Genomic DNA, 21,756 nt, shown 5'->3' with positions numbered 1-21,756 from the left:
GCGCCGGCGGACCGGCCGGGACCGGAGGGTGCGGGGCTCAGCTGTGCTGGTAGGCCACCAGCGAGATGCCGACGTAGTGCACGACGAAGGCCGCCAGGGTCAGCGAGTGGAAGACCTCGTGGAAACCGAACCAGCGCGGTGACGGGTTCGGCCGCTTGATGCCGTAGATGACGCCGCCCGCGCTGTAGAGCAGTCCGCCGACCACGACCAGCACGAGCACCGCGATCCCGCCGGTCCGCATGAAGTCCGGCAGGAAGAAGACCGCCGCCCACCCCATCGCGATGTAGCAGGGCGTGTAGAGCCAGCGCGGGGCGCCGACCCAGAACACCCGGAAGGCGATGCCCGCGACCGCCGCGCCCCAGACCGCCCACAGCAGCGGGGTGCCGGTGGACTCGGGCAGCAGCAGCAGGGTCAGCGGGGTGTAGGTGCCCGCGATGATCAGGAAGATGTTGGCGTGGTCGAGCCTGCGCAGCACCGCCTCGCCGCGCGGCCCCCAGGTGCCACGGTGGTAGACGCCGCTCACGCCGAACAGCAGGCACGCGCTCAGGACGTAGACGCCGCAGGCGATCCGGCCACGGGTGCTGTCCGTGAGCGCGATCAGCACGATGCCCGCGATGAGGACCGCGGGGAACATGCCGGCGTGCAGCCAGCCGCGCATCCGCGGCTTCAGCGGGAAGACGTCGGTGTCGGCTGGTTCCAGCCCGGCGGGTTCGGGCGCGGCGGCGGCAGCAGCAGTCATCCCCGCATCGTACCTACGCCACCGTAGGTACCGGATACGAGTGGCGATGCTCACGTGGGCGGCCCCTGGACATATGGGCGGAACGGTCGGATGATCAAATGAGTGCGGTCGGCACCGGATGAGCGCCAGGGGAATCCGAAAGGGTAAAAGCATCCGGGTCGCAGCCCCCACGGGGCAACTACCAACACACACCCTCATCAAGGAGCGATCGTGGCGCGCGACATCGCGGCTCCCCTCACTGTTCCCACCAACCACCAGGAGCTCGTCTCCTGGGTCGACGAGATCGCAGCCCTCACCGAACCGGACCGGGTGGTCTGGTGCGACGGCTCCGAGGCCGAGTACGAGCGCCTTTGCGGGGAGCTCGTCGACAGGGGCACGTTCACCAAACTCGACGAGATCAAGCGCCCGAACTCGTACTACGCAGCCTCCGACCCGAGCGATGTCGCGCGTGTCGAGACCCGGACGTTCATCTGCTCCGAGAAGGAGGAGGACGCCGGTCCGACGAACCACTGGAAGGCCCCGCCGAGATGCGGGAGATCTTCGTCGGCGAGCAGGGCGTCTTCCGCGGCTCCATGCGCGGCCGCACCATGTACGTCGTGCCCTTCTGCATGGGCCCCGTCGGCTCGCCGCTCTCCGCGATCGGCGTCGAGATCACCGACTCCGCGTACGTCGCCGTCTCCATGCGCACCATGACGCGCATGGGCCAGATCGTGCTCGACGAGCTCGGCACCGACGGATTCTTCGTCAAGGCCGTGCACACCCTGGGTGCCCCCCTCGCCGAGGGCGAGGCCGACGTCCCGTGGCCCTGCAACTCCACCAAGTACATCTCGCACTTTCCCGAGGACCGCGAGATCTGGTCCTACGGCTCCGGCTACGGCGGCAACGCCCTGCTCGGCAAGAAGTGCTACGCGCTGCGCATCGCCTCCGTCATGGCGCGCGACGAGGGCTGGCTCGCCGAGCACATGCTGATCCTCAAGCTCACCCCGCCGCGCGGCGAGTCCAAGTACGTCGCCGCGGCCTTCCCGAGTGCCTGCGGCAAGACCAACCTCGCCATGCTGGAGCCCACGATCTCCGGCTGGACCGTCGAGACCATCGGTGACGACATCGCCTGGATGCGGTTCGGCGAGGACGGCCGGCTCTACGCGATCAACCCCGAGGCCGGCTTCTTCGGCGTCGCGCCCGGCACCGGCGAGCACACCAACGCCAACGCCATGAAGACCATGTGGGGCAACTCCGTCTTCACCAACGTCGCGCTCACCGACGACGGCGACGTCTGGTGGGAGGGCATGACCGAGGAACTGCCCAAGCACCTCACGGACTGGAAGGGCAACGACTGGACCCCCGAGTCCGGCACGCCCGCCGCCCACCCCAACGCCCGCTTCACCGTCCCGGCCGGCCAGTGCCCGATCATCGCGCCCGAGTGGGAGGACCCGAAGGGTGTGCCGATCTCGGCCATCCTCTTCGGCGGCCGCCGCGCCTCGGCCGTCCCGCTGGTCACCGAGTCCTTCAACTGGCAGCACGGTGTCTTCCTCGGGGCCAACGTCGCCTCCGAGAAGACCGCCGCCGCGGAGGGCAAGGTCGGCGAGCTGCGCCGCGACCCGTTCGCCATGCTGCCGTTCTGCGGCTACAACATGGGCGACTACATGAACCACTGGCTGAAGGTCGGCGCGGACAAGCCGGACCAGTCGAAGCTCCCGAAGATCTACTACGTGAACTGGTTCCGCAAGAACGACGCGGGCAAGTTCGTCTGGCCCGGCTTCGGCGAGAACAGCCGGGTCCTGAAGTGGATCGTCGAGCGCCTGGAGGGCAAGGCCGAAGGCGTCGAGACCCCGATCGGCATCCTGCCGGCCAAGGGCTCGCTCGACACCGAGGGGCTGAATCTCTCCGAGTCGGACCTGGACTTCCTGCTCAAGGTCGACAAGGAGGTCTGGCGCGAGGAGGCCGCGCTGGTCCCCGAGCACCTCAACACCTTCGGCGACCACACGCCGAAGGAGCTGTGGGACGAGTACCGCGCCCTGGTCCAGCGCCTGGGCTGACGGCCCGCCCGCTCCCCGCGGCGCAGCGAGAAGCGGCGCATCGTTCGATGCGCCGCGGGGGTCGGATCAATGGGTGGCACCCGGTCCACGCGCCTCGACGGCCCGTGGACCGGGGCCGTCAGAGGGCGCCGACCAGCCGCGGCGGGGCGGCGGGGGAGTCGGCGGAGGCAGCGGCCGAGACCGCTGCGGTGTGGGCGTCCATACGCTCGGCCGAGAGGATCGCGACAGCCGTGTCGGCGCGCGATGCCGCCACCACCAGCGCGCGGCCCGCGAGGGCGTGGGCGCGGCGGTGCAGGGCCGGGGCGGGGGCGTCGGTCAGACCGGCGTGCCTCGCGGGCGGTGCGCCACGCAACCTGGCGACCTGCTCGGCGATGCGGTCGCCCGCCTCGCCGAGTCCCAGCTCGTCGGTGACCGCGAGCAGTGCGGCCAGATGTCCGGCGAGCTGGATGTCCAGCTCCTCCTCGCGGGAACGGTGCGGGAAGTCGGCGGCGTGGTCGGCCGGTGTGTGGACCGATTTGGTGCGGATCGGCTCGTACATGGATGGCCTCCTGGTGATGCTGTGGAACCATCCTAGCTTGGATTCAGTCTAAAGTTGTCCAGATTCATGAACCGGTGCGGGGAACGCCCGCGGGGCCGGGCTACACCTGGCTGTAGCCGTCCAGGAAGCGGGCGATCCGGCCGATCGCGTCCGTCAGATCCTCGGTCGAGGGCAGCGTCACGACCCGGAAGTGATCAGGCTCCGGCCAGTTGAACCCCGTCCCCTGCACCACCATGATCTTCTCGGCCCGCAGCAGGTCGAGGACCATCTGCCGGTCGTCCTTGATCTTGTAGACCTTGGGGTCGAGCCGCGGGAAGAGGTACAGCGCCCCCTTCGGCTTCACGCAGGTCACGCCCGGAATCTGCGTCAGCAGGTCGTAGGCCACGTCCCGCTGCTCCAGGATCCGCCCGCCCGGCAGCACCAGGTCGTTGATCGACTGCCGCCCGCCCAGCGCGGTGGCCACGGCGTGCTGCGACGGCATGTTGGCGCACAGCCGCATGTTGGCCAGGATCGTCAGCCCCTCGATGTAAGAGGAGGCGTGCGCCTTCGGACCGCAGACCGCCAGCCAGCCGGAGCGGTACCCGGCCACCCGGTAGTTCTTGGACAGCCCGTTGAAGGTGAGCACCAGCAGGTCGGGCGCGATGGTCGCGGTCGGGGTGTGGGTCGCTCCGTCGTACAGGATCCGGTCGTAGATCTCGTCGGAGCAGACGACCAGGTTGTGGCGCCGGGCGATCTCCGTCAGCCCGCGCAGCATCTCGTCGTCGTACACCGCACCCGTCGGGTTGTTCGGGTTGATGATCACGAGGGCCTTGGTGCGGTCGGTGATCTTCCGCTCGATGTCGGCCAGGTCCGGCATCCAGTCGGACTGCTCGTCGCACCGGTAGTGCACGGCCGTACCGCCGGCCAGCGAGACCGACGCGGTCCACAGCGGATAGTCCGGAGCCGGTACGAGGACCTCGTCACCGTCGTCCAGCAGCGCCTGCATCGACATCTGGATCAGCTCGGAGACGCCGTTGCCCAGGTAGATGTCCTCGACGCCGAGGTCGATCCCCTTGGTCTGGTAGTGCTGCATCACCGCCCGCCGCGCGGACAGCAGCCCCTTCGCGTCGCCGTAACCGTGCGCCCCCGAGAGGTTGCGCAGGATGTCCTCGAGGATCTCCGGCGGGCACTCGAAACCGAACGCGGCGGGGTTGCCGGTGTTCAGCTTGAGGATGCGGTGACCTGCGGCTTCCAGCCGCATGGCCTCCTCGAGCACCGGGCCGCGGATTTCGTAACAGACGTTGGCGAGCTTCGTGGACTGGATGACCTGCATGTCTGCGAGCTTACGACTGTGTTTCACGGGCCGCCCGGGCTTTCCCCGCAGGTTGACCCACCCGGGTCGGCGCGCCCGTCCGGCCCGGCTTCCATCGCCATGCGCCCGCCGCCCGCGAACCGTGGGAACCCGGGGCGCGGGCGGGGCCGGGCTTGGAATGGGGTGGAACAGGGACGTGACGTACCGGATCGGGTGACATGCGCCACGTGACCTGGGCCGTCCGCGTCACTCCGGCAGCCTGGCGCCCTGCGGCAGGTCGATCGCGAAGGCGTCCGCGAGGACGCGCTCCACCTCGGCGGCGTCCGCCAGCTCCCGCTCCTCCCGGCTGCCGTCGTTCCCCGTCACCACGAGCGTGCGGCCCGCGAGCGCCAGGTGGGCGTCCGCGGTGGCGCGCTGGACGTACAGCAGATGTGCGAACGGCGAGCGCGGGTTGGTCGCGATGTGCCAGTTGATGACCTCGAAGTCGGGCGCCTCGTACGGCTCCAAGGTGAACACGTACTGCCCCTGCCACTGCCCGTCACCCGCCCGTGCCTGGAGCTCCCACAGCTCCAGCGGCCCGTCGTGCGGCGGGTGGACGAGCCGGTGGTGGCGCGGGCTGTCGTGCAGTTCGGCGCCCGTGACCAGGGCGATCGGCTCCAGCAGCGAGCCGGCGGAGCCGAAGCCGACATCGGCGAGATACGGGGTCGGCTCGCCCGGCACCCGGACCCGCATCAGCATGTGCGTCCGCGGCCGGATGTCACCGGGGCCCGCACCCAGCACGACCCGCGCGCAGAGCAGCGTGACCTCGAACCCGAGCGCCCGCAGCGCCGCGGCGAGCAGGGTGTTCTGCTCGTAGCAGTAGCCGCCGCGCCGGCTGCGTACGAGCTTGGTCTCCAGGTCGGCCAGGGCGAGCGAGGGCACGGTGCCGAGCACGGGGTCCAGATTCTCGAACGGGATGCTCAGCGCGTGCGCGCGGTGCACGGAGCGCAGCACGGCCAGGGTGGGCCGGTGCTCACCGCGCAGGCCGATGCGGGCGAGGTAGGTGTCGAGGTCGAGGGCGTGGTCACGGTCGAGGGCCATGCCCAGACGGTACGCAGCCGGGCCGCCCCTGCGCGTCCGACCTGAGGTGTGGGCTCCCTCGTCCTCAGGTCCCGGTCCCCGGGGCGGACGAACCTCTGGAATACCTCAACACGGGTGAGAACAGCGGCCCGGCGGGGGACGCTGCCCACATGATCGGAAAATGGAAGCAGGACACGGTCGTGATCGTGGTGCGCGACGCGGACGACATCACCGCCGCGCTCCGCCAGGCACTGGACGGCGCGAGCGCCGCGGAACGCCCCGGCCTGGAGCGGGCCCTGGCGCTCGCCGCCGAGGCGGCCGCCACACCGGACGCGCAACTGCGCGGCCGCTGGGCGGGAAGCCGGATCCGGGCAAGCGGTCACCAGGGGCCCCTCGACGCCGTGGCGGCCGTCAAGGCCCTGCGCACGGCCGAGCCCGGACTCAGCCTGCTCCAGGCGGTGAACCTGTCGAAGGACGCGGCCGCGGCAGAGGCCGGATAGCCACGGGACGGACGCGCCCGCCCGCCGCCGCCCGGGGCTGGGGCCGGCATCGGTCATGACGGCAGTGTGCCAGCGGGGTACGGCAGCCGCCCCGCGTAACTCGCATGACGTGCCGCGCGCCCCCGCCGTAGGGTCCCCGCCATGGACTGGCAGGCCTGGCACGACACGTACGACCTCCCCGACTCCTGGATGGCGCGGCGGCTGCGGGCCGTCGAGGCCCGCATCCGGGATGCCCTGGACAGCGCGCCGCCCGGGCCGCTGCGGGTGATCAGCGTGTGTTCCGGTCAGGGCCGCGATCTCGTCGGGGCGCTGGCGGGCCATCCCCGGCGCGACGACGTCCGCGCCCGGCTGGTGGAACTGGACCCCGGCAACACCGCGGTCGCCGCGGAACTGGCCCGCGCCGCCGGACTGACGCGGGTGGAGCCGGTGACGGGCGACGCCTCGCTCACCGATCACTACCTCGACCTGGCACCCGCCGACCTCGTACTGGTCTGCGGCGTGTTCGGCAACATCGTCGACGCCGACATCGAGCGCACCGTCGACACCTGCACCCGGCTGTGCAGGACCGGCGGCACCGTCGTCTGGACGCGCAACCGCCACGCACCCGACCGGGTGCCACAGGTCTGCGACTGGTTCGAGGAGCGCGGCTTCGAGCGGCTCTGGCTGTCCGGGCCGGACGCCGGATTCGGCGTCGGCGCGCACCGCCACACCGGCGAGCCAGGCGAACTCGCAGCGGGGCAACGGATGTTCGACTTCGTCGGCTACGACGTGCTCAAGGCTGCCAGGGCGGGCGAGCCGCGGCCAGCGGGGACCTGATGGTCACGGCCCCGGCTCCCTCGCCGGCGTCCCGTGCCCTGAGCCACGTCGCGTCCCTGTCGGCGGGGAGACCGCTCGACGCCTCGCTGCGGCTGACGATGAACCTCCACCCCGACCGCGAGACGGGCGGCCGGGCGGTCCTGGCCGCCCTGGCGCAGGACGGCGTCTACCACTCCCAGTTCGTGACGGGCACCAGCAACGGCGGCCTCACGGCGCACCCCGGCGGGGACAGATGGCGCTGGGAGAGCCGGATCTTCGCCGGCGCCTACGACGGGGTGTCCGCGGAACACCGCCCGGTGTACGGGGCGTTGAACTTCCGCCGCGCCGCCATCGGCGCCGCCCCCAGATTCGGCTCGGCGCACCTGCGGCTGACCGCGGACGCGCTGCCGCGCGCCACCTTCTGCTACCCGGACAGCGCCGCCGAGCCGGCCGACTTCGGCATCGCGGCCGGCATGCACCTGATCGAGCTGGCCCAGGCCGACGACCGGGACGCGCTGGACGACTACATCGAGGCCCAGATCCACGGCCCGGTCCTGCTGGACCGGCACGTCGAGGCCCTCGTCCTCGACCCCTGCTAGCGCTCCACCCCGGTGGAGGAGGCGGCCCGCGCCCTGCCCTTCCGTACCGAATGGCACGCGGGATTCCGCCTGACCGTCGAGCGGCTGCGCCGGCACGGCGACTACCGGGGCGAGGAGTTCGTCACCCTCGGGGCCGAGATCGCCGAGGACGGGGTGCTCGACCCCCGGATCATCGGCGACGCCGTCCGCACCGGCCGCCACGACCCCCAGTCGCTGAAGCGGGTCTGGCACTGCCTGGCCCGCTTCGGCGCCCCGCCCCGCTGACGCACCCGACCGGACCGGGCACAGGATGTCGGGTCGGGCAGGGTGGTTCCTTCCTAGCGTGGTGGACGAAAGGGAAGGGGAAACGGGGTGCTGGAGCGGCTGAACGAGGCCATGGACCACATCGAGCGTCGTCTCGACGACCGGATCGAGGTCGCGGAGCTCGCCAGGATCGCGTGGACGTCGGAGCACCACCTGCGGCGGATGTTCTCCGCGCTCGCCGGGGTCCCGCTGTCGGAGTACGTCCGGCGCAGACGGCTCACGGTCGCGGGTGCCGAGGTGCTGGCGGGTGAGCGGACGCTGCTGGAGATCGCGGTGCGCTACGGCTACACCTCGGGCGAGGCGTTCGCCCGGGCCTTCCGGGCCATGCACGGCATCGGACCCGGCGAGGCCAGGCGCACCGGGGCCGCGTTGCGGTCCCAGCCCCGGATGTCCTTCCGTCTCATTGTCGAAGGGAGCAGCAGCATGCGGTACCGGATCGTGGAGAAGGACGAGTTCAGCGTGGTGGGCAGGAAGGCGCGCGTCCCCTGGTGCACGAGGGGATGAACCCGGCCATCGCCGATTTCATCCGCGGCATCGACCAGGAGACCGTGCGGCGTATCAAGAGGCTGTCCGACCAGGAGCCGGAAGGGATCGTCTCGGTCAGCGACGACCTCGCCGAAAGTCGCGCGGAGGGCACCGAACTGGACTACTACCACGGGGTGGTGAGCTCGGCGCCCGCTCCCGAGGACCTGGACGCGCTCCCGGTGCCGGCCGGCATCTGGGCCGTCTTCGAGAGTGCGGGCGCCTTCCCGCAGGCGCTCCAGTACCTGTGGCGGGACGTGTTCACCGAGTGGTTCCCGTCCAATCCGTACCGGAGCAGGCCGGGCCCGGAGATCCTGCGGACCCGGCTGTCGGCCGACGGGGCGCGGGCGGAGGCGGAGCTGTGGATTCCGGTGGAGCGGACCGGGACCTGACCCGGTGGTGCACCCGCGGGGACCAGGGCGGGGGTTGTTACCGGCGGGTGTGGGGATTCCGTAGCGGCCTGAATGCGCCCCTTGTGGGGGCGCCCCTCAGTGCGGAACCATGCGCATGTCAAACCGGAGGAACTTCGGTCGCAGAGGCCCCACGCACTCTGCACAGGTCACTTTGAGGGGACCCCCACATGAACAAGCCTCTCGCCGGTGCGCTCTTCGCGGTACTGCTCCTCGGAGCCGGTACCGCGCCCGCAACCGCGGCCACAAGCCACGACGCGGCAGCGCCCAGCACGGTCAAGGCAGCAGCATCATCCAGCCACACGGCAGTCAAGGCGAAGGCCAGGACCAAGGCGGTCGGTTTCGCCGGAACGGTGGCGCTCAGCAACTGTTCGGGATCGGTCGTCCGTACGCCCGGCTCCCAGCCCGGCGATCCCGCACTCGTGCTCTCGAACGGGCACTGCCTGGAGTCCGGCTTCCCCGGACCGGGCGAGGTCGTGCTCGACCAGCCGTCCACCCGCAGCTTCACCCTGCTGAACGCCGCCGGCAACGGTGTCGGCACGCTGCGGGCGAGCAAGGTCGCGTACGGGACGATGACGGACACCGACATATCGGTGTACCAACTCACCTCCACGTACGCCCAGATCGAGAGCAGCTACGGCATCAAGGCCCTGGAGCTCAACACCGCGCATCCGGTGCAGGGCACCGCGATCACGGTCGCGTCCGGGTACTGGAAGCGCACGTACAGCTGCAACGTCGACGGGTTCGTCTACCGCCTCAAGGAAGGGGAGTGGACCTGGAAGGACTCGGTCCGCTACACCTCGGCCTGCGAGACCATCGGCGGTACGTCCGGCTCCCCGGTGATCGACGACGCCACCGGCAAGGTCGTCGCCGTCAACAACACCGGCAACGAGGACGGGCAGGAGTGCACGGACAACAACCCGTGCGAGGTCGATGAGAACGGCGAGGTGACGGTCCGCCAGGGCATCAACTACGCCCAGGAGACCTACGGCATCGTGCCGTGCATCGGTGCGGGCAGCGTCTTCGACCTGGATGCGGAAGGGTGCGCGCTGCCCAAGCCGTAACGGCCCCGGACCGCAACGAACCGCCCGGCCTGACGGCCGGGCGGGCAGGTGGACCGAGCGGGTGGGGCGGGGCGGGCGGCAGCGGCCGCCCCACCCCACCCGTGTCTCAGATCTTGCGCCAGCGGGCGTGCGCGAAGGAGAAGAGGCCGAAGGCCGCCAGCCCGATGGCGATCAGGGCCAGCAGCCACGGACCGGCCGGGGTGGAGGCGAAGGAGCGCAGGGTGTCGTCCATGCCCTTGGCCTCGCCGGAGCGGGCCTTCACCGCGGCGGACACGGCGAATCCGCCGGCGACCGCGAAGACGATTCCTCGCGAGAGACCGCCGAAGACTCCGGTGATGTCGACCCCGCGCCGCTGAGTCGGCGACATTTCTTCCATCCGCAGGCGCTTGTGGAACTTGCGCATCGCGGCCCGGGCCGCGATCCACAGGCCCGCGCCGACGATGCCGGCGCCGACCAGGCCCACGATCCAGCGTCCGCCGGGCAGGTCCAGCACCTTCGCCGTGACGTCCTGGGACTGCGAGTCGCTGGAACCGCTGCCACTGCTCTTGCCGCCCGCGGCGAACGACAGGACCGAGTAGGCGACGAAGCCGTAGAACACGGTCCGGCCCGCCGAGGACAGCCGCTTGGTGGCCTTGTCCCCGTCGGGTCCGGGGGCCCCGAATATCGCCTCGGACAGCCTCCACAGGGCCATGCCCACCAGCGCGATGCCCAGGACCCACAGCAGGACCGAGCCGAACGGCTTCTGGGCTATCTCCGAAAGGGCGCCGCCCCGGTCGGCCTGCTTCTTGCTGCCGCCGCCGTTGAAGGCGATCCGCAGCGCAAGGAAACCGACCAGGAAGTAGATCACGCCACGGGCGATGAACCCCGCGCGCCCGCCCACCTCGACCGCTTTGCTGTCGCCGGCCTGGCGCGCCTTTCCTTTGCCTCTTTGTGCTGCCGCAGATGTGTTCATGTCCCCCGATTGCCCGGGAAAGACAGGGAGAAACTACGGTGCCGCGGGCACGGCCTACCGTGTCGGCGCGTCCGTGGACCGCACGGACCGGCCCGCCAGCACCTGGGTCCGCTTCCCGTCCTCGATGACGAAGCGGCCGTCGATCAGTACGTGCGGAATGCCGGCCGGCAGGGTGCGGGGCTCGTCGAAGGTCGAGCCCGCGGCCACCGTCTCCGGATCGAACAGGACCAGGTCGGCGCGGTAGCCCTCGCGGACGAGGCCGCGATCGGCCAGCCGCAGCCGGGCCGCCGGGCGCGAGGTGAGGTGCGCGACGCACTCCTCCAGTGTGAGGATGCCCAGCTCCCGCGTGTACCGGCCGAGATACTGCGGGAAGGTGCCGTACGCGCGCGGGTGCGGCTTGTCGCCCTGCAGGATGCCGTCGCTGCCGCCGGTGTGGACCCGGTGGCGCATGATCTGCCGCACGTTCTCCTCGTGGCCCACGTGCTGCAGGATCGTCGTGCCGAGCCGGTCGTCCTGGAGCACCCGCCGCGCGGTCACCCAGGGAGCCTCGCCGCGCAGCCGCGCGGACTCGGCCACCGTACGGCCGACGAAGTCGCCGAGGCCGGGCACGCTCACCCCGGAGATCTCGATGGCGTCCCACTCGATGGGCACGCCGTGGCAGCCGTCCGATCCCACGACCTCGACATCGTGCCGGATCCGCTCGGCCGTCGCGTCGTCGGCCAGGCGCGACAGGATCGACTCGGGGCCGCCCTCGCTCGCCCAGGACGGCAGCATGGCGACCAGGGTCGTGCAGCCCGGGGTGTACGGGTAGGTGTCGAGGGAGATGTCGGCGCCCGTGTCGAGGGCGCGGTCCAGGAGGGTGAGCAGTTCCGGGGCCCGGTCCTTGTTCACACCGAAGTTCATCGTGGCGTGGGCGAGATGGAGGGGGCAGCCCGCGGAGCGGGTGAGCTGCACCATCTCCTCGTACGCCTCCAGCGCGCCGGCCCCGTAGGAGCGGTGGTGCGGGCAGTAGTAGCCGCCGTGCTCGGCGACCACCCGGCAGAGCTCGGTGAGTTCGGCGTCGTCCGCGTACATGCCGGGGGTGTAGGTGAGCCCCGACGACATGCCGACGGCGCCTTCGGCCATGGACTGCGCGACGAGCTGCTTCATCCGGGTCAGCTCGGCGTCGGTGGCGGGCCGGTCGTCCCAGCCGACCGCGTACATCCGCACGGTGCCCTGCGGGACGAGGTAGGCGGCGTTGACGGCGATGCCCTGACCGCCGAAGTTGCGGTCGAGCCGGTCCAGGTACTCGCCGACGGTCCGCCAGTCGAAGTCGATGTCGCTCCCGTCGCCGTTCCATCCGGTGATGGAGCGGCGGACCTCGGCGAGGGTGCGCTCGTCGACGGGCGCGTAGGACAGGCCGTCCTGGCCCAGGACTTCGAGGGTGACGCCCTGCGCGGCCTTGGCGCTGTGGTCGGGGTCGCGCAGCAGGGCGAGGTCGCTGTGGGCGTGCATGTCGATGAAGCCGGGGGACAGGGCGAGGCCGTCGGCGTCGAGCGTGCGGGGGCCGTGGGGCGGGGGCCGGGGGAGTGCTCGGGGTGGATCTCCGCGATACGGCCGTCGCGGACCGCGACGTCGGCGCGGTAGGAGGGGGTGGCGGTGCCGTCGATGACGCGGGCGTCGCGGATGACCAGGTCCATGGGAGTGCCTTTCGGGGGGCGCTGCCCCGTGTCCCCGCCCCTCGTCGCCGGGCGGGGCGTTCTCGGCCTCGCCCGGCGCTCGGGGCGCGGGGCCCGGGGCAGCGCCCGGTCACGGGAAGGGGCGGGGTGGGGAGCACCCCGCAGGGATCAGAAGAACGTGCGGATGTAGTCCGTGACCGTGCCGTCCGCCTGCACCAGCGGAATCAACTGCCACTTGTCGAAGCTCGTGCACGGGTGCGAAAGCCCCATCCCCACCCAGTCCCCGACCTCCAGCTCGGCCCCGTCCTCCGTACGCACCCACGCGTGCTGGTCCGAGAGCCCGGTGACCGCGACCCCCGTGGCCGCCCGCACGGAGCCGTCCCGGCCCGACCGCACGACCTGCGCCTCCGGCAGGTCGAGGTCGTACGCCGCGTCCCGCTTGCCCGCGTTGAGGAACGCCTGCTGGGCGGAGGGGCGCGACACGACCTGCGCCCAGAGCCGGAACGCCGGCTGCAGCGCGCCCTCCTCGGGGATCCGGTTGAAGGGCGTGAGGTGGCGGTAGTGACCGTCGTCGTGCGAGACGTAGGCCCCCGACCGGAGCAACTTGCATACGGGGGAGGAGAGTTCCGGGATCTGCGCGAACACGTCCGCCACCGCGTCGAACCACGCGCTGCCGCCCGCACTGATCACGATCTGCTCACCGGCATCCAGCGCGGCGAACCGTCCCGCCCGGTCGAAGTCCGCGGCCAGCGCGACGAGCCGGCGCAGCCAGTCCCGTACCCGCTCGCCGGACGCCTCGGGCACCTCGCCCTCGTAACCGGCCACGCCCACCAGCCGCAGGCTCCCGGCCGCGGCCACCGCGTCGGCGACCTCGGCGCAGTCGGCCTCGGTGCGGGCGCCCGTGCGGGCGCCCTCACCCGCGCCGAGCTCCACGACGACGTCGACCGGACGGGAGGCGCCGGCCGCGCGCAGGGCCTCGTCCATCAGCTCGGCGCCGCGCACCGAGTCGACGTAACAGACGAACCGGAAGTCCGGGTCGGAGTCCAGCTCGCCCGCGAGCCACCGCAGCGCCGAGGCGTCGACGAGCTCGTTCGCCAGGAAGATCTGCTTGATCCCGTACGCCCGGTAGACCCGCGCCTGGTGCGGCACCGCCGCGGTGATGCCCCACGCGCCGTGTTCCAGCTGGCGGGCGAACAGCTGCGGGGACATCGACGTCTTGCCGTGCGGAGCGAACACGAGACCATGGCGCTCCGCGTACGTCTCCAGCAGGGCGAGGTTGTGCTCGACGGACTCTGCCGACAGGGCGAGCACCGGTGTGGTGAAGCCGCCGGTGAAGAGGTTGCGCCGCTCGTCGGCGAGCGCGCCGACGGTCAGCCCCTCCGCGTCGGGCGGGAGCGCCTTGAACCGGTGGTCGACCCGCTCTGCGGCGAGTCCGGCCAGTCCGGCCACGGGACGGTCGGCAGCCATGGGGCTCCTCCTCGATCGAAGTAAGTCGTGGTAAGTCGCCGTAACCCGGCTTCATTGCAACATGCGCAACACCCATTGCGTATATCGCTCAAGGCTGTCTAACATCCGAGCCGACGCCCGGTCAATGGTGAGAACCGGTGCCGCGCCCGCAGACCACGAGGAGCCCCGAGTGTCCGGAACCCCGGCCAGGACCGACGCCGACGCCGCGCAGAGCGATGTCGTGTGTCTCGGCGAGTCCATGGTGACGTTCCTGCCCTCGCAGCCCGGACGCCTCGCCGACGTGCCGTCCTTCGGCCGCGGGATCGGGGGCGCCGAGTCCAACGTCGCCTGCGCGCTCGCCAAGGCCGGGCACCGGGCGGCCTGGGTGAGCCGGGTCGGGGCCGACGGCTTCGGCGACCACCTCGTCGACACGATCTCCGCCTACGGCGTCGACACCTCCGCAGTCCGGCGCGATCCCGCCAGGCCGACCGGCATCTACTTCCGTACGGCGACGGACCGCGCGGCCGACGTCCACGAGGTGGCGTACTACCGGGCCGGGTCCGCCGCATCCGCGATGTCCCCCGCGAACGTCCCGCACGAGGCCCTCCTCGCCGGCCGGGTCCTGCACCTGTCCGGCATCACGGCCGCGCTCTCCGCCGACTGCCTGGCCCTGCTGCGCGAGCTGACCGCCCCGCGGCCCGCCCGTCCGCTCGTCTCCTTCGACGTCAACCACCGGCCGGGGCTGTGGCGGGACGGCGACGCGTCCCCCGAAGTCCTGCTGGACCTGGCCCGCGGCGCGGACCTCGTCTTCGTCGGCGAGGACGAGGCGCAGGACGCGTGGGGGGTCACGGGCGGCGCGGCCGCGATCCGCGAAGCCCTGCCGGAACCGTCGGTGCTCGTCGTGAAGCGGGGCGCCGAAGGGGCCACGGTCTTCTCCTCGGGCCCCGGCCCCGCGCACGCCGGAGGTGACACGGCCGTGGTCACCGACGTCCCCGCGCTGCACGTCGACGTGGTCGCACCCGTCGGCGCCGGTGACGCCTTCGCGGCCGGATTCCTCTCCGCCACCCTGCGCGGACTGCCCGTGCGTGACCGGGCCCGGCACGGCCACCTGATGGCCGCCGCCGTCCTCACCGTCCCCGGCGACCTCACCGACCCGCCCGCCCGCGAACGTGCCGACCGGCTCGTGGCCCTCGACGACGCCACCTGGGGGACACTGCGTCTCGGCCCCGGGTGGACGGGGGACGACACGGAGGTACGTACGACATGAGCCAGACAGTCGACCGGGCGCTGAGCATCCTGCCGCTGCTCGCCCAGGGACCCGCCGACCTCGGGCAGGTCGCCGAGCGGCTCGGCGTCCACAAGTCCACCGCGCTGCGCCTGCTCCGCACGCTCCACGAGCACGGACTCGTCTACCGCCAGCAGGACCAGCGCTACCGCCTCGGCGCGCGGCTCTTCGCCCTCGCGCAGGAGGCCGTCGAGAACCTCGACGTCCGTGAGATCGCCCACCCGCACCTCGCCGAACTCAACGAGAGCTGCGGGCACACCGTCCACCTCGCGGTGTACGAGGAGAACGAGGTCCTCTACATCGACAAGGTGGAGAGCCGCTACCCGGTCCGGATGTACTCCCGGATCGGCAAGCCCGTCGCGATCACGGTCGCCGCCGTGGCCAAGCTGCTGCTCGCCGACCTGACCGAGCCCGAACGGCGTGGCATCGCCGAGAAGCTCGACTACCCCATGTACACGTCCCGTTCGATCCCCCACGCCGGTGCGTTCCTCAAGGAACTCGCCGCCGTGCGCGAACAGGGCTGGGCCACCGACCTCGGCGGCCACGAGGAGTCCATCAACTGCATCGGTGCCCCCATTCGCGGTGCCGACGGGCGGGTCGTCGCCGCGATGTCGGTCTCCGCACCGAACGTGGTCGTCACGGCAGAGGAACTCCTCACCCTGCTCCCACTGGTCCGTCGCACCGCCGACACCATCAGCCGGGAGTACTCCGGCACCAACCGACCCAAGAAAGTCTGATCAGCAATGACCGACAAGACCGCACTCACCCCGAGCACCCACACCGCTCCGCCCGCGAAGTTCTCGCACGGAGTGAAGAAGGGGAACATCCTCCAGGTCGCCGGCCAGGTCGGCTTCCTGCCCGCGGTCGAGGGCCAGGCACCGACCCCGGCCGGTCCCACCCTGCGCGAGCAGACCCTGCAGACCTTCGCCAACGTCAAGGCGATCCTGGAGGAGGGCGGCGCGAGCTGGGACGACGTCATGATGATGCGCGTCTACCTCACCGACGTGGACCACTTCGCCGAGATGAACGAGATCTACAACACCTACTTCGGCGAGCAGAACCTGAAGGCGGCCCCCGCCGCCCGCACCACGGTCTACGTCGGCCTGCCCAAGGGCCTGCTCATCGAGATCGACGCCCTCGCGGTTCTCGGCTGAGCCTGATCGTCTTGCCGCACCCGCTCCACCGCTCCACCACGCCCGGCACGACGCCCCGCCCCACAGGGGCGCCGTGCCGCGCTCCCCCCTACCCAAGACCCATGGACGACAACGGAGTTACCCATGCTGCTCGCCGCAACCCCCCCACCGGTCGAGATACCACCCCACACCGGTGGACTGCTCCTCCTGATACCCGGCACGGCCGGTCTGCTGACCGTCGCCGCACTCGGAATCGCCCTCCTCCTCTTCCTGATCATCAAGGTCAGGCTGCAGCCGTTCGTCGCGCTGCTCGCCGTCTCCATAGCCGTCGGCCTGGGCGCCGGTCTCTCCGTCACCGAGCTCTTCGGCACGGTGCAGAAGTCCGCCGCGGTCTCGGTCATCGAATCGGGCATGGGCGGCATCCTCGGCCACATCGCGATCATCATCGGCCTCGGTACGATGCTCGGCGCGATCCTCGAGGTCTCCGGCGGAGCCGAGGTGCTGAGCGGCCGCCTGCTGAAGGCCTTCGGTGAGAAGCGCGCCCCGCTCGCCATGGGCCTGACCGGTCTGATCTTCGGTATCCCGGTCTTCTTCGACGTCGGTATCTTCGTCCTCGCGCCGATCGTCTACGCCGCCGCCAAGCGCTCCGGCAAGTCGATCCTGCTGTACGCGATGCCGCTGCTGGCGGGCCTGTCCATGACCCACGCGTTCCTGCCGCCGCACCCCGGCCCGGTCGCCGCCGCCGGTCTCTTCCACGTCTCCCTCGGCTGGGTCATCCTGATGGGCGCCGTCGTCGGCATCCCCTCCGTGCTGGCCGCCTGGGTCTACGCCGCCTGGATCGGAAAGCGGATCTTCGTCGAGGTCCCGCAGGACATGGTCGAGGCCGCCGAGGAGGCCAAGGCCGCCGTCGTCGCCGAGCAGCGCGCCGCCGGAGTCACCCCGCACGAGGCGCCCGTCGCACTCGGCACCGTCCTCGGGATCATCGGCACCCCGCTGGTGCTGATCCTCGCCGCGACCTTCTCCTCCATCGCGCTGGACCCCTCGACCCTGCGCTCGGTCATCGAGTTCTTCGGCAACCCGTTCGTCGCCCTGACGATCTCGCTGATGCTCGCGTACTACCTGCTCGGGATCCGGCGCGGCTGGTCCCGCAAGTCCCTGGAGTCGGTCTCGACCTCCTCCCTCAAGCCGGTCGGAAACATCCTGCTGGTCGTCGGCGCGGGCGGGATCTTCGGCGCCGTCCTCAAGAGCAGCGGTATCGCGGACGCGCTCGCGGACACGTTCAACGACGTCGGCCTGCCCGTCATCCTGCTGGCCTGGCTGATCTCCGCGGTGCTGCGCATCGCCCAGGGCTCGGCGACGGTCGCCATCGTCACCACCGCCGGCATCGTCGTCCCGCTGGTCGAGGGCCAGGGCATGTCGCAGCCGCACCTGGCGCTGATCATCATGGCGATCTCGGCCGGCTCGATCATCGCCTCGCACGTCAACGACGGGGGCTTCTGGATGGTGTCGAAGTACTTCGGCATCTCGGAGCGCGACACCCTGAAGTCCTGGACGGTGCTGGAGACGGTCCTGTCCGTGGCGGGCTTCGTGGTGGCGTCGCTGCTCAGCCTGGTCATCTAGGCCTCTCGTCTGGATCATGCCGGGCTCGCGGGGCCTGGCGCCGCTCCCTGATCCGGCCCGATCCACCCGAAAGGCCCCAGGGCCTGCTCGGACGTGCGGCACTCCCGCAGATCGGCACCGCCCGGCGAGGTACACCTCGCCGGGCGGTCCTGTGCTCATCAGGACCTGACCGCACAGATGACGCTCTTGCCGCTGTCCACCCTGCCAGTACCGGAATTTCTCTCCCCGGCCCGCCGGGCAGGTCCAACGAGTGCCCGCGGAAGGCTCCTTGTAGTAGCCGGTGAGGTCCCGGTGTCAGGTCGGATCAGGCGCCTGACATGCAGCAGCGCCGCCGGGGGAGCGGCGGCGCTGCTGGTCATGGATGCCGAACGGATGCCGAACGGGGACGGTGGACGGTTACGACAGGCCGTGGACGTGCGGGCCGACCGCGTTCGACCAGGCGTTGCCCGACTTGGCGTCCCAGTTGGTCGACCAGGTCATCGCGCCGCGGATGCCGGGGTAGGTCTTCGCGGGCTTGAAGGAGCCGCAGTTCGTGCCGGCGGCCAGGCAGTCCAGGGCCGCGTTCACGACCGAGGGCGCCACATAGCCGCTGCCCGCGCCACTGGCGGAGGCGGGGACACCGAGGCCGACCTGTGACGGGTCGAGGCCGCCCTCCAGCTGGATGCAGGCGAGCGCGGTGAGGAAGTCCACCGAACCCTGCGAGTAGACCTTGCCGTCGCAGCCGAGCATCGAACCGCTGTTGTAGTACTGCATGTTGACGACGGTCAGGATGTCCTTGATGCCGAGCGCCGTCTTGAAGTACTCACCCGAGGTGGACTGCATGTCGATGGTCTGGGGCGCCATCGTGATGACGAGACCGGAGCCCGCCTTCTGCGACAGCGAGCGCAGCGCCTTCGTCATGTACGTGGAGTTGAGGCCGTTCTCCAGGTCGATGTCGACCCCGTTGAAGCCGTACTCCTGGATGAGCGAGTAGAGGGAGTTGGCGAAGTTGGTCGCGGACGCGTCGCTGTTGACCGAGACCGAGCCCTTCTCGCCGCCGACCGAGATGATGACGTTCTTGCCGGCCGCCTGCTTCGCCTTGATGTCGGCCTTGAACTGGTCGACGGTGTAGCCGTTCAGCCCCGCCGAGTCCAGGTTGAAGGTGACCGCGCCCGGCGTGGTGGTGGCGTCGGCGAAGGAGACCGCGATGATGTCGTAGTTCGCGGGCACGTCGCTGAGCTTCTGGACGGTCGCGCCGTTGTTGAAGTTCTGCCAGTAGCCGGTGACCGCGTGCTTGGGCACCGAGGTGCCGGGGTTCTGGCTGCCCGACGTGGTCGTGCGCCCGCTGACGGAGGCGGACTTGACGGACTCACCGGCCGCGTTGGTGGCGGTCACCGTGAACTGGTACGCGGTGTTGGCCGTGAGGCCGGTGACGGTGGCCGAGTTGCTGGTGGAGGTGGTGGCCTTCGCGCCGTCCTTGTAGACGGTGTAGCCGGTCGCGCCGGACACCGCGTTCCAGGACAGGGCGACGGAGGAGGGCGTGGCCGCACCGACCGCGAGACCGGCCGGGGCCGCGGGGACCGTCGGCGCGGGGTCGGTACCGCCGCCGCCGTCGGGGCCGCTGACCGAGAGGTCGTCGACGAGGTAGGCGGCCTGTCCGTACCAGCCGTGCGTGTACACGGTGACCGAGGTGGTGCTCGCCCCGGTCTTGAAGCTGGTCGAGAGCTGGGACCAGCTGCTGGATCCGGGGGTCCAGGTGGACACGTCGGTGGTGCCGGTTCCGCTGACGCCCAGGTAGGCGTAACTGCCCTGGACCCAGGAGCTGAGCGCGTACGTCGAGTTCGGCTTCACGGCCACGGTCTGCGTGCACTGGGCGTTGTCCTGCCCGGCCGGCGTCGCCTTGAGCGCCGAGGTGCCGCTGTGCACGGGGGAGGACACCGTGGTGCCGGAGCCGCCGGAACACGTCCAGTTCGCGAGGCCGGACTCGAAGCCCGCGTTCTTGGCGACGTTGACGTCGGCGGCCTCCGCGCTGCTGACGAGACCGGTGACGCTCAGGGCGCCCGCGGCGACGACGGCCACGGCGGCGCCCAGCCGCCGGCGGGAGCGGCGTCCTCTGCGGCTGGTTACGGGGGAACGTTCCACTTGCTGCCTCCGTGGGGAGTTGGGGATGGCGGGGGAGCGACACGGGGATGTCGGGAGTGTGGAATCGAGGAACGGTGGCCACCGCTTGGCCGATAAACTGGTCCAGACCAATCAAGTTGTCAAGACCTCTGGCAGGTACGGGTTGCGGAGGCCTCGCCGCTGGATGCGCCGATCGGACCGGCCGGCGCGGCAGGTGCGCGGGGGTGGGGGTGGTTCCTGTGTGGCCTGCGCGTTACCTGCGCACGCTCTGCATGTCACGCACGCGCGGCACTCTCGGGCGGGTGACGGCCGGCAGTCGACAGGGGGTACCCACTCACGGGTGATGTGGGCAGCATGGTCGGACAGTGACGATTTTCGGCCACCGCGACCTGGCACGAACGTGCGAAGAATCCGCAGTGACGTGCGCAAATGAATTCCGACGACCGGAAATGGGAATGGCTGCCGGTAACACTCCGCAGTGGTGCAGAAGTTAACAACTTTCGGTTTGGTCCGATTTCGTACGCGAGTTGTGTGTGGCTGTTGCAAGGGCGTTGCGGTATCGGGTTCCGGCAGGTGTTCTCTGCCGTGTAGGACGCGGTTAAAGTGCTGAAGCAGAAGCACGGAGCAGGAGCGATTGCGGCCGACGTCAGGACGACGCCGGCCGGAGCCGAACGGGGAACAGCGTGCCGACCGCAATAGCAGTGACCAGCGCTGATCTGGTCCTACCGCCGACCGATCAGCAGACGCCGACAGCGGCCCTGCTGCAGGCCCCTGATGCCCAGGCGATGGACCTGGCGATCGGCGACATGCATCTGCTGCTGGAGCAGCACGGATACGTGATCGCCGTGTACCCGACGGGCATCGCGCCCGCGCACGAGCGGCGGCTGCACGCCGTCCGCTCCGTGCTGGAGAGCGACCGCATCGCGCTGCTCAAGGTTGATCTGCCGCCACTGGGCGTCGCCGTTCTGGTCAGGCAGCTGCGTCAGCTCTCCATCTGCGACTTCAGCCCGGGAGTGGTGGCCTCCTCCGCGCGGCTTCTGTCCCACTACATCCATGCGGGCGCCCTGCTGAACTCGGTCACCAAACTCGACCGCGTACCCGTCAGCCTGAAGACGCACGCGAAGTCCTGGGTGCCCGGCTCCCAGTTCGCCGTGCTCGCGGGACCCAACGCCCAGCTCGTCAAGGTCGGCCCGGCGGCGGAGCCGCTGGCCGGCCCCGAGTTCGGCACGCACCTGATGGTCGCCAAGGGCCAGCTGCAGTCCGAATGGGTACAGCAGACCCTGGCGCCCTCCTGGAAGGTCCAGGCCATCCAGGAGGCAACGCTTCCCGCCGAGTCCGCCCGGTGGTGGGGAACCGGCAAGTTGATCGAATTCGCCGCGTTCCTTCCGGATATCTCCGTCCTGTACCAACTCGTGTCCTCAGTAAGGCGCGAGACCTGTCACTGGTGCGGAATGGAGCTCATCGGTGATCGTTGCGGATTCTGTTCCTCCCCGCTTCCCGCTCCCGAGAACCGAATGCCGCCCACCGGTGTCCTGAACCATGGAGCGCCTGCACCGCCACGGTCGTAGCAACCGCGGATTCCTCCTCCGCGGAAGCACCGGTGGCCCGGGCGCCGTCCCCGCCACACACCCGGCTCAGCCCGCTCCCCAGGCATCAGCCCCCCATACATTCCTCTGTCCGTTGCCCACGCATCCGACCCGAACGAG

General features: G+C 70.6%; 15 protein-coding genes and 4 pseudogenes. 11 read left to right on the top strand and 8 right to left on the bottom strand.

Annotated elements, in window-relative coordinates; translation table 11 throughout:
* Positions 1-37: 37 nt before the first annotated feature.
* Positions 38-739: a hemolysin III family protein gene (locus tag LNW71_RS10330; protein WP_250967977.1), complete on the bottom strand. Its 702-nt coding sequence runs from the start codon at positions 737-739 to the stop codon at positions 38-40.
* A gap of 210 nt (positions 740-949) precedes the next feature.
* Here LNW71_RS10330 and LNW71_RS10325 point away from each other — a divergent pair.
* Positions 950-2,775, top strand: a pseudogene (locus LNW71_RS10325) (phosphoenolpyruvate carboxykinase (GTP)).
* A gap of 118 nt (positions 2,776-2,893) precedes the next feature.
* Here the strand turns inward: LNW71_RS10325 and LNW71_RS10320 are convergent.
* From LNW71_RS10320 to LNW71_RS10310, 3 genes are all read right to left on the bottom strand, one after another.
* Positions 2,894-3,313, bottom strand: a complete 420-nt coding sequence (locus LNW71_RS10320) for a hypothetical protein (RefSeq protein ID WP_250967976.1) — start codon at positions 3,311-3,313, stop codon at positions 2,894-2,896.
* A 100-nt stretch (positions 3,314-3,413) separates the two neighbouring features.
* Positions 3,414-4,625, bottom strand: coding sequence for a pyridoxal phosphate-dependent aminotransferase (locus tag LNW71_RS10315; RefSeq protein ID WP_250967975.1), 1,212 nt, complete (start codon positions 4,623-4,625; stop codon positions 3,414-3,416).
* 225 nt (positions 4,626-4,850) lie between these two features.
* A complete protein-coding gene (locus LNW71_RS10310) occupies positions 4,851-5,684 on the bottom strand; it encodes an arylamine N-acetyltransferase (protein ID WP_250967974.1) in 834 nt (277 codons plus the stop codon).
* Positions 5,685-5,833: 149 nt separating this feature from the next.
* On the opposite strand from LNW71_RS10310, the gene LNW71_RS10305 reads away from it, so the two are divergent.
* The 5 genes and pseudogenes from LNW71_RS10305 to LNW71_RS10285 all read left to right on the top strand — a co-directional run bounded on the left by LNW71_RS10305 (position 5,834) and on the right by LNW71_RS10285 (position 9,856).
* Entirely contained in the window at positions 5,834-6,163 is a 330-nt protein-coding gene (locus LNW71_RS10305) for a hypothetical protein (protein WP_250967973.1), read from the top strand.
* Between the two features lie 141 nt (positions 6,164-6,304).
* Entirely contained in the window at positions 6,305-6,979 is a 675-nt protein-coding gene (locus tag LNW71_RS10300; protein ID WP_250967972.1) for a class I SAM-dependent methyltransferase, read from the top strand.
* A pseudogene (locus LNW71_RS10295) lies at positions 6,979-7,821 on the top strand (DUF3626 domain-containing protein). The gene LNW71_RS10300 and the pseudogene LNW71_RS10295 overlap by 1 nt, the downstream one beginning before the upstream one ends.
* Before the next feature lie 87 nt (positions 7,822-7,908).
* Positions 7,909-8,774: pseudogene (locus LNW71_RS10290) on the top strand (effector binding domain-containing protein).
* Positions 8,775-8,962: 188 nt separating this feature from the next.
* A complete protein-coding gene (locus LNW71_RS10285) occupies positions 8,963-9,856 on the top strand; it encodes a serine protease (RefSeq protein ID WP_250967971.1) in 894 nt (297 codons plus the stop codon).
* Positions 9,857-9,962: 106 nt separating this feature from the next.
* Here the strand turns inward: LNW71_RS10285 and LNW71_RS10280 are convergent, their stop codons facing one another.
* The 3 genes and pseudogenes from LNW71_RS10280 to LNW71_RS10270 all read right to left on the bottom strand — a co-directional run bounded on the left by LNW71_RS10280 (position 9,963) and on the right by LNW71_RS10270 (position 13,933).
* Positions 9,963-10,808: a DUF1206 domain-containing protein gene (locus tag LNW71_RS10280; RefSeq protein WP_250967970.1), complete on the bottom strand. Its 846-nt coding sequence runs from the start codon at positions 10,806-10,808 to the stop codon at positions 9,963-9,965.
* Positions 10,809-10,862: 54 nt separating this feature from the next.
* Positions 10,863-12,487: pseudogene (locus tag LNW71_RS10275) on the bottom strand (amidohydrolase family protein).
* Between the two features lie 147 nt (positions 12,488-12,634).
* Positions 12,635-13,933 (bottom strand): alanine racemase, encoded by a 1,299-nt coding sequence (locus LNW71_RS10270; RefSeq protein ID WP_250967969.1) that lies wholly within the window; start codon positions 13,931-13,933, stop codon positions 12,635-12,637.
* A gap of 169 nt (positions 13,934-14,102) precedes the next feature.
* Between LNW71_RS10270 and LNW71_RS10265 the strand changes: the two genes are divergently transcribed.
* The 4 genes from LNW71_RS10265 (at position 14,103) to LNW71_RS10250 (ending at position 17,950) form a co-directional block, all read left to right on the top strand.
* On the top strand, positions 14,103-15,179 hold the full coding sequence (locus LNW71_RS10265) for a sugar kinase (protein WP_250967968.1): 1,077 nt from the start codon (positions 14,103-14,105) through the stop codon (positions 15,177-15,179).
* Positions 15,176-15,934 (top strand): IclR family transcriptional regulator, encoded by a 759-nt coding sequence (locus tag LNW71_RS10260; protein WP_250967967.1) that lies wholly within the window; start codon positions 15,176-15,178, stop codon positions 15,932-15,934. Before LNW71_RS10265 ends, LNW71_RS10260 begins: the two co-directional genes overlap by 4 nt.
* 6 nt (positions 15,935-15,940) lie before the next feature.
* Positions 15,941-16,351, top strand: coding sequence for a RidA family protein (locus LNW71_RS10255; protein WP_024493266.1), 411 nt, complete (start codon positions 15,941-15,943; stop codon positions 16,349-16,351).
* 123 nt (positions 16,352-16,474) lie between these two features.
* The gene (locus LNW71_RS10250; RefSeq protein WP_250967966.1) at positions 16,475-17,950 is read left to right on the top strand and encodes a gluconate:H+ symporter; all 1,476 of its coding nucleotides are present in this window, start codon (positions 16,475-16,477) and stop codon (positions 17,948-17,950) included.
* 396 nt (positions 17,951-18,346) lie between these two features.
* On the opposite strand, the gene LNW71_RS10245 is transcribed toward LNW71_RS10250, so the two are convergent.
* Positions 18,347-20,071 (bottom strand): glycoside hydrolase family 18 protein, encoded by a 1,725-nt coding sequence (locus LNW71_RS10245; protein WP_308294472.1) that lies wholly within the window; start codon positions 20,069-20,071, stop codon positions 18,347-18,349.
* A 680-nt stretch (positions 20,072-20,751) separates the two neighbouring features.
* On the opposite strand from LNW71_RS10245, the gene LNW71_RS10240 reads away from it, so the two are divergent.
* Positions 20,752-21,618, top strand: coding sequence for a hypothetical protein (locus LNW71_RS10240; protein ID WP_250967965.1), 867 nt, complete (start codon positions 20,752-20,754; stop codon positions 21,616-21,618).
* Positions 21,619-21,756: the final 138 nt, after the last annotated feature.

It is taken from the genome of Streptomyces sp. RKAG290 (assembly GCF_023701695.1).
Classification (GTDB): Bacteria; Actinomycetota; Actinomycetes; order Streptomycetales; family Streptomycetaceae; genus Streptomyces.
The sequence above is the reverse complement of the archived record's forward strand: the minus strand, read 5'-3'. Positions and strand labels throughout refer to the sequence as shown.

Coding starts and splice junctions, on each gene's coding strand:
- LNW71_RS10330 (WP_250967977.1), bottom strand. CDS start 739: ATGACTGCTGCTGCCGCCGCCGCGCCCGAACCCGCCGGGCTGGAACCA.
- LNW71_RS10320 (WP_250967976.1), bottom strand. CDS start 3,313: ATGTACGAGCCGATCCGCACCAAATCGGTCCACACACCGGCCGACCAC.
- LNW71_RS10315 (WP_250967975.1), bottom strand. CDS start 4,625: ATGCAGGTCATCCAGTCCACGAAGCTCGCCAACGTCTGTTACGAAATC.
- LNW71_RS10310 (WP_250967974.1), bottom strand. CDS start 5,684: ATGGCCCTCGACCGTGACCACGCCCTCGACCTCGACACCTACCTCGCC.
- LNW71_RS10305 (WP_250967973.1), top strand. CDS start 5,834: ATGATCGGAAAATGGAAGCAGGACACGGTCGTGATCGTGGTGCGCGAC.
- LNW71_RS10300 (WP_250967972.1), top strand. CDS start 6,305: ATGGACTGGCAGGCCTGGCACGACACGTACGACCTCCCCGACTCCTGG.
- LNW71_RS10285 (WP_250967971.1), top strand. CDS start 8,963: ATGAACAAGCCTCTCGCCGGTGCGCTCTTCGCGGTACTGCTCCTCGGA.
- LNW71_RS10280 (WP_250967970.1), bottom strand. CDS start 10,808: ATGAACACATCTGCGGCAGCACAAAGAGGCAAAGGAAAGGCGCGCCAG.
- LNW71_RS10270 (WP_250967969.1), bottom strand. CDS start 13,933: ATGGCTGCCGACCGTCCCGTGGCCGGACTGGCCGGACTCGCCGCAGAG.
- LNW71_RS10260 (WP_250967967.1), top strand. CDS start 15,176: ATGAGCCAGACAGTCGACCGGGCGCTGAGCATCCTGCCGCTGCTCGCC.
- LNW71_RS10255 (WP_024493266.1), top strand. CDS start 15,941: ATGACCGACAAGACCGCACTCACCCCGAGCACCCACACCGCTCCGCCC.
- LNW71_RS10250 (WP_250967966.1), top strand. CDS start 16,475: ATGCTGCTCGCCGCAACCCCCCCACCGGTCGAGATACCACCCCACACC.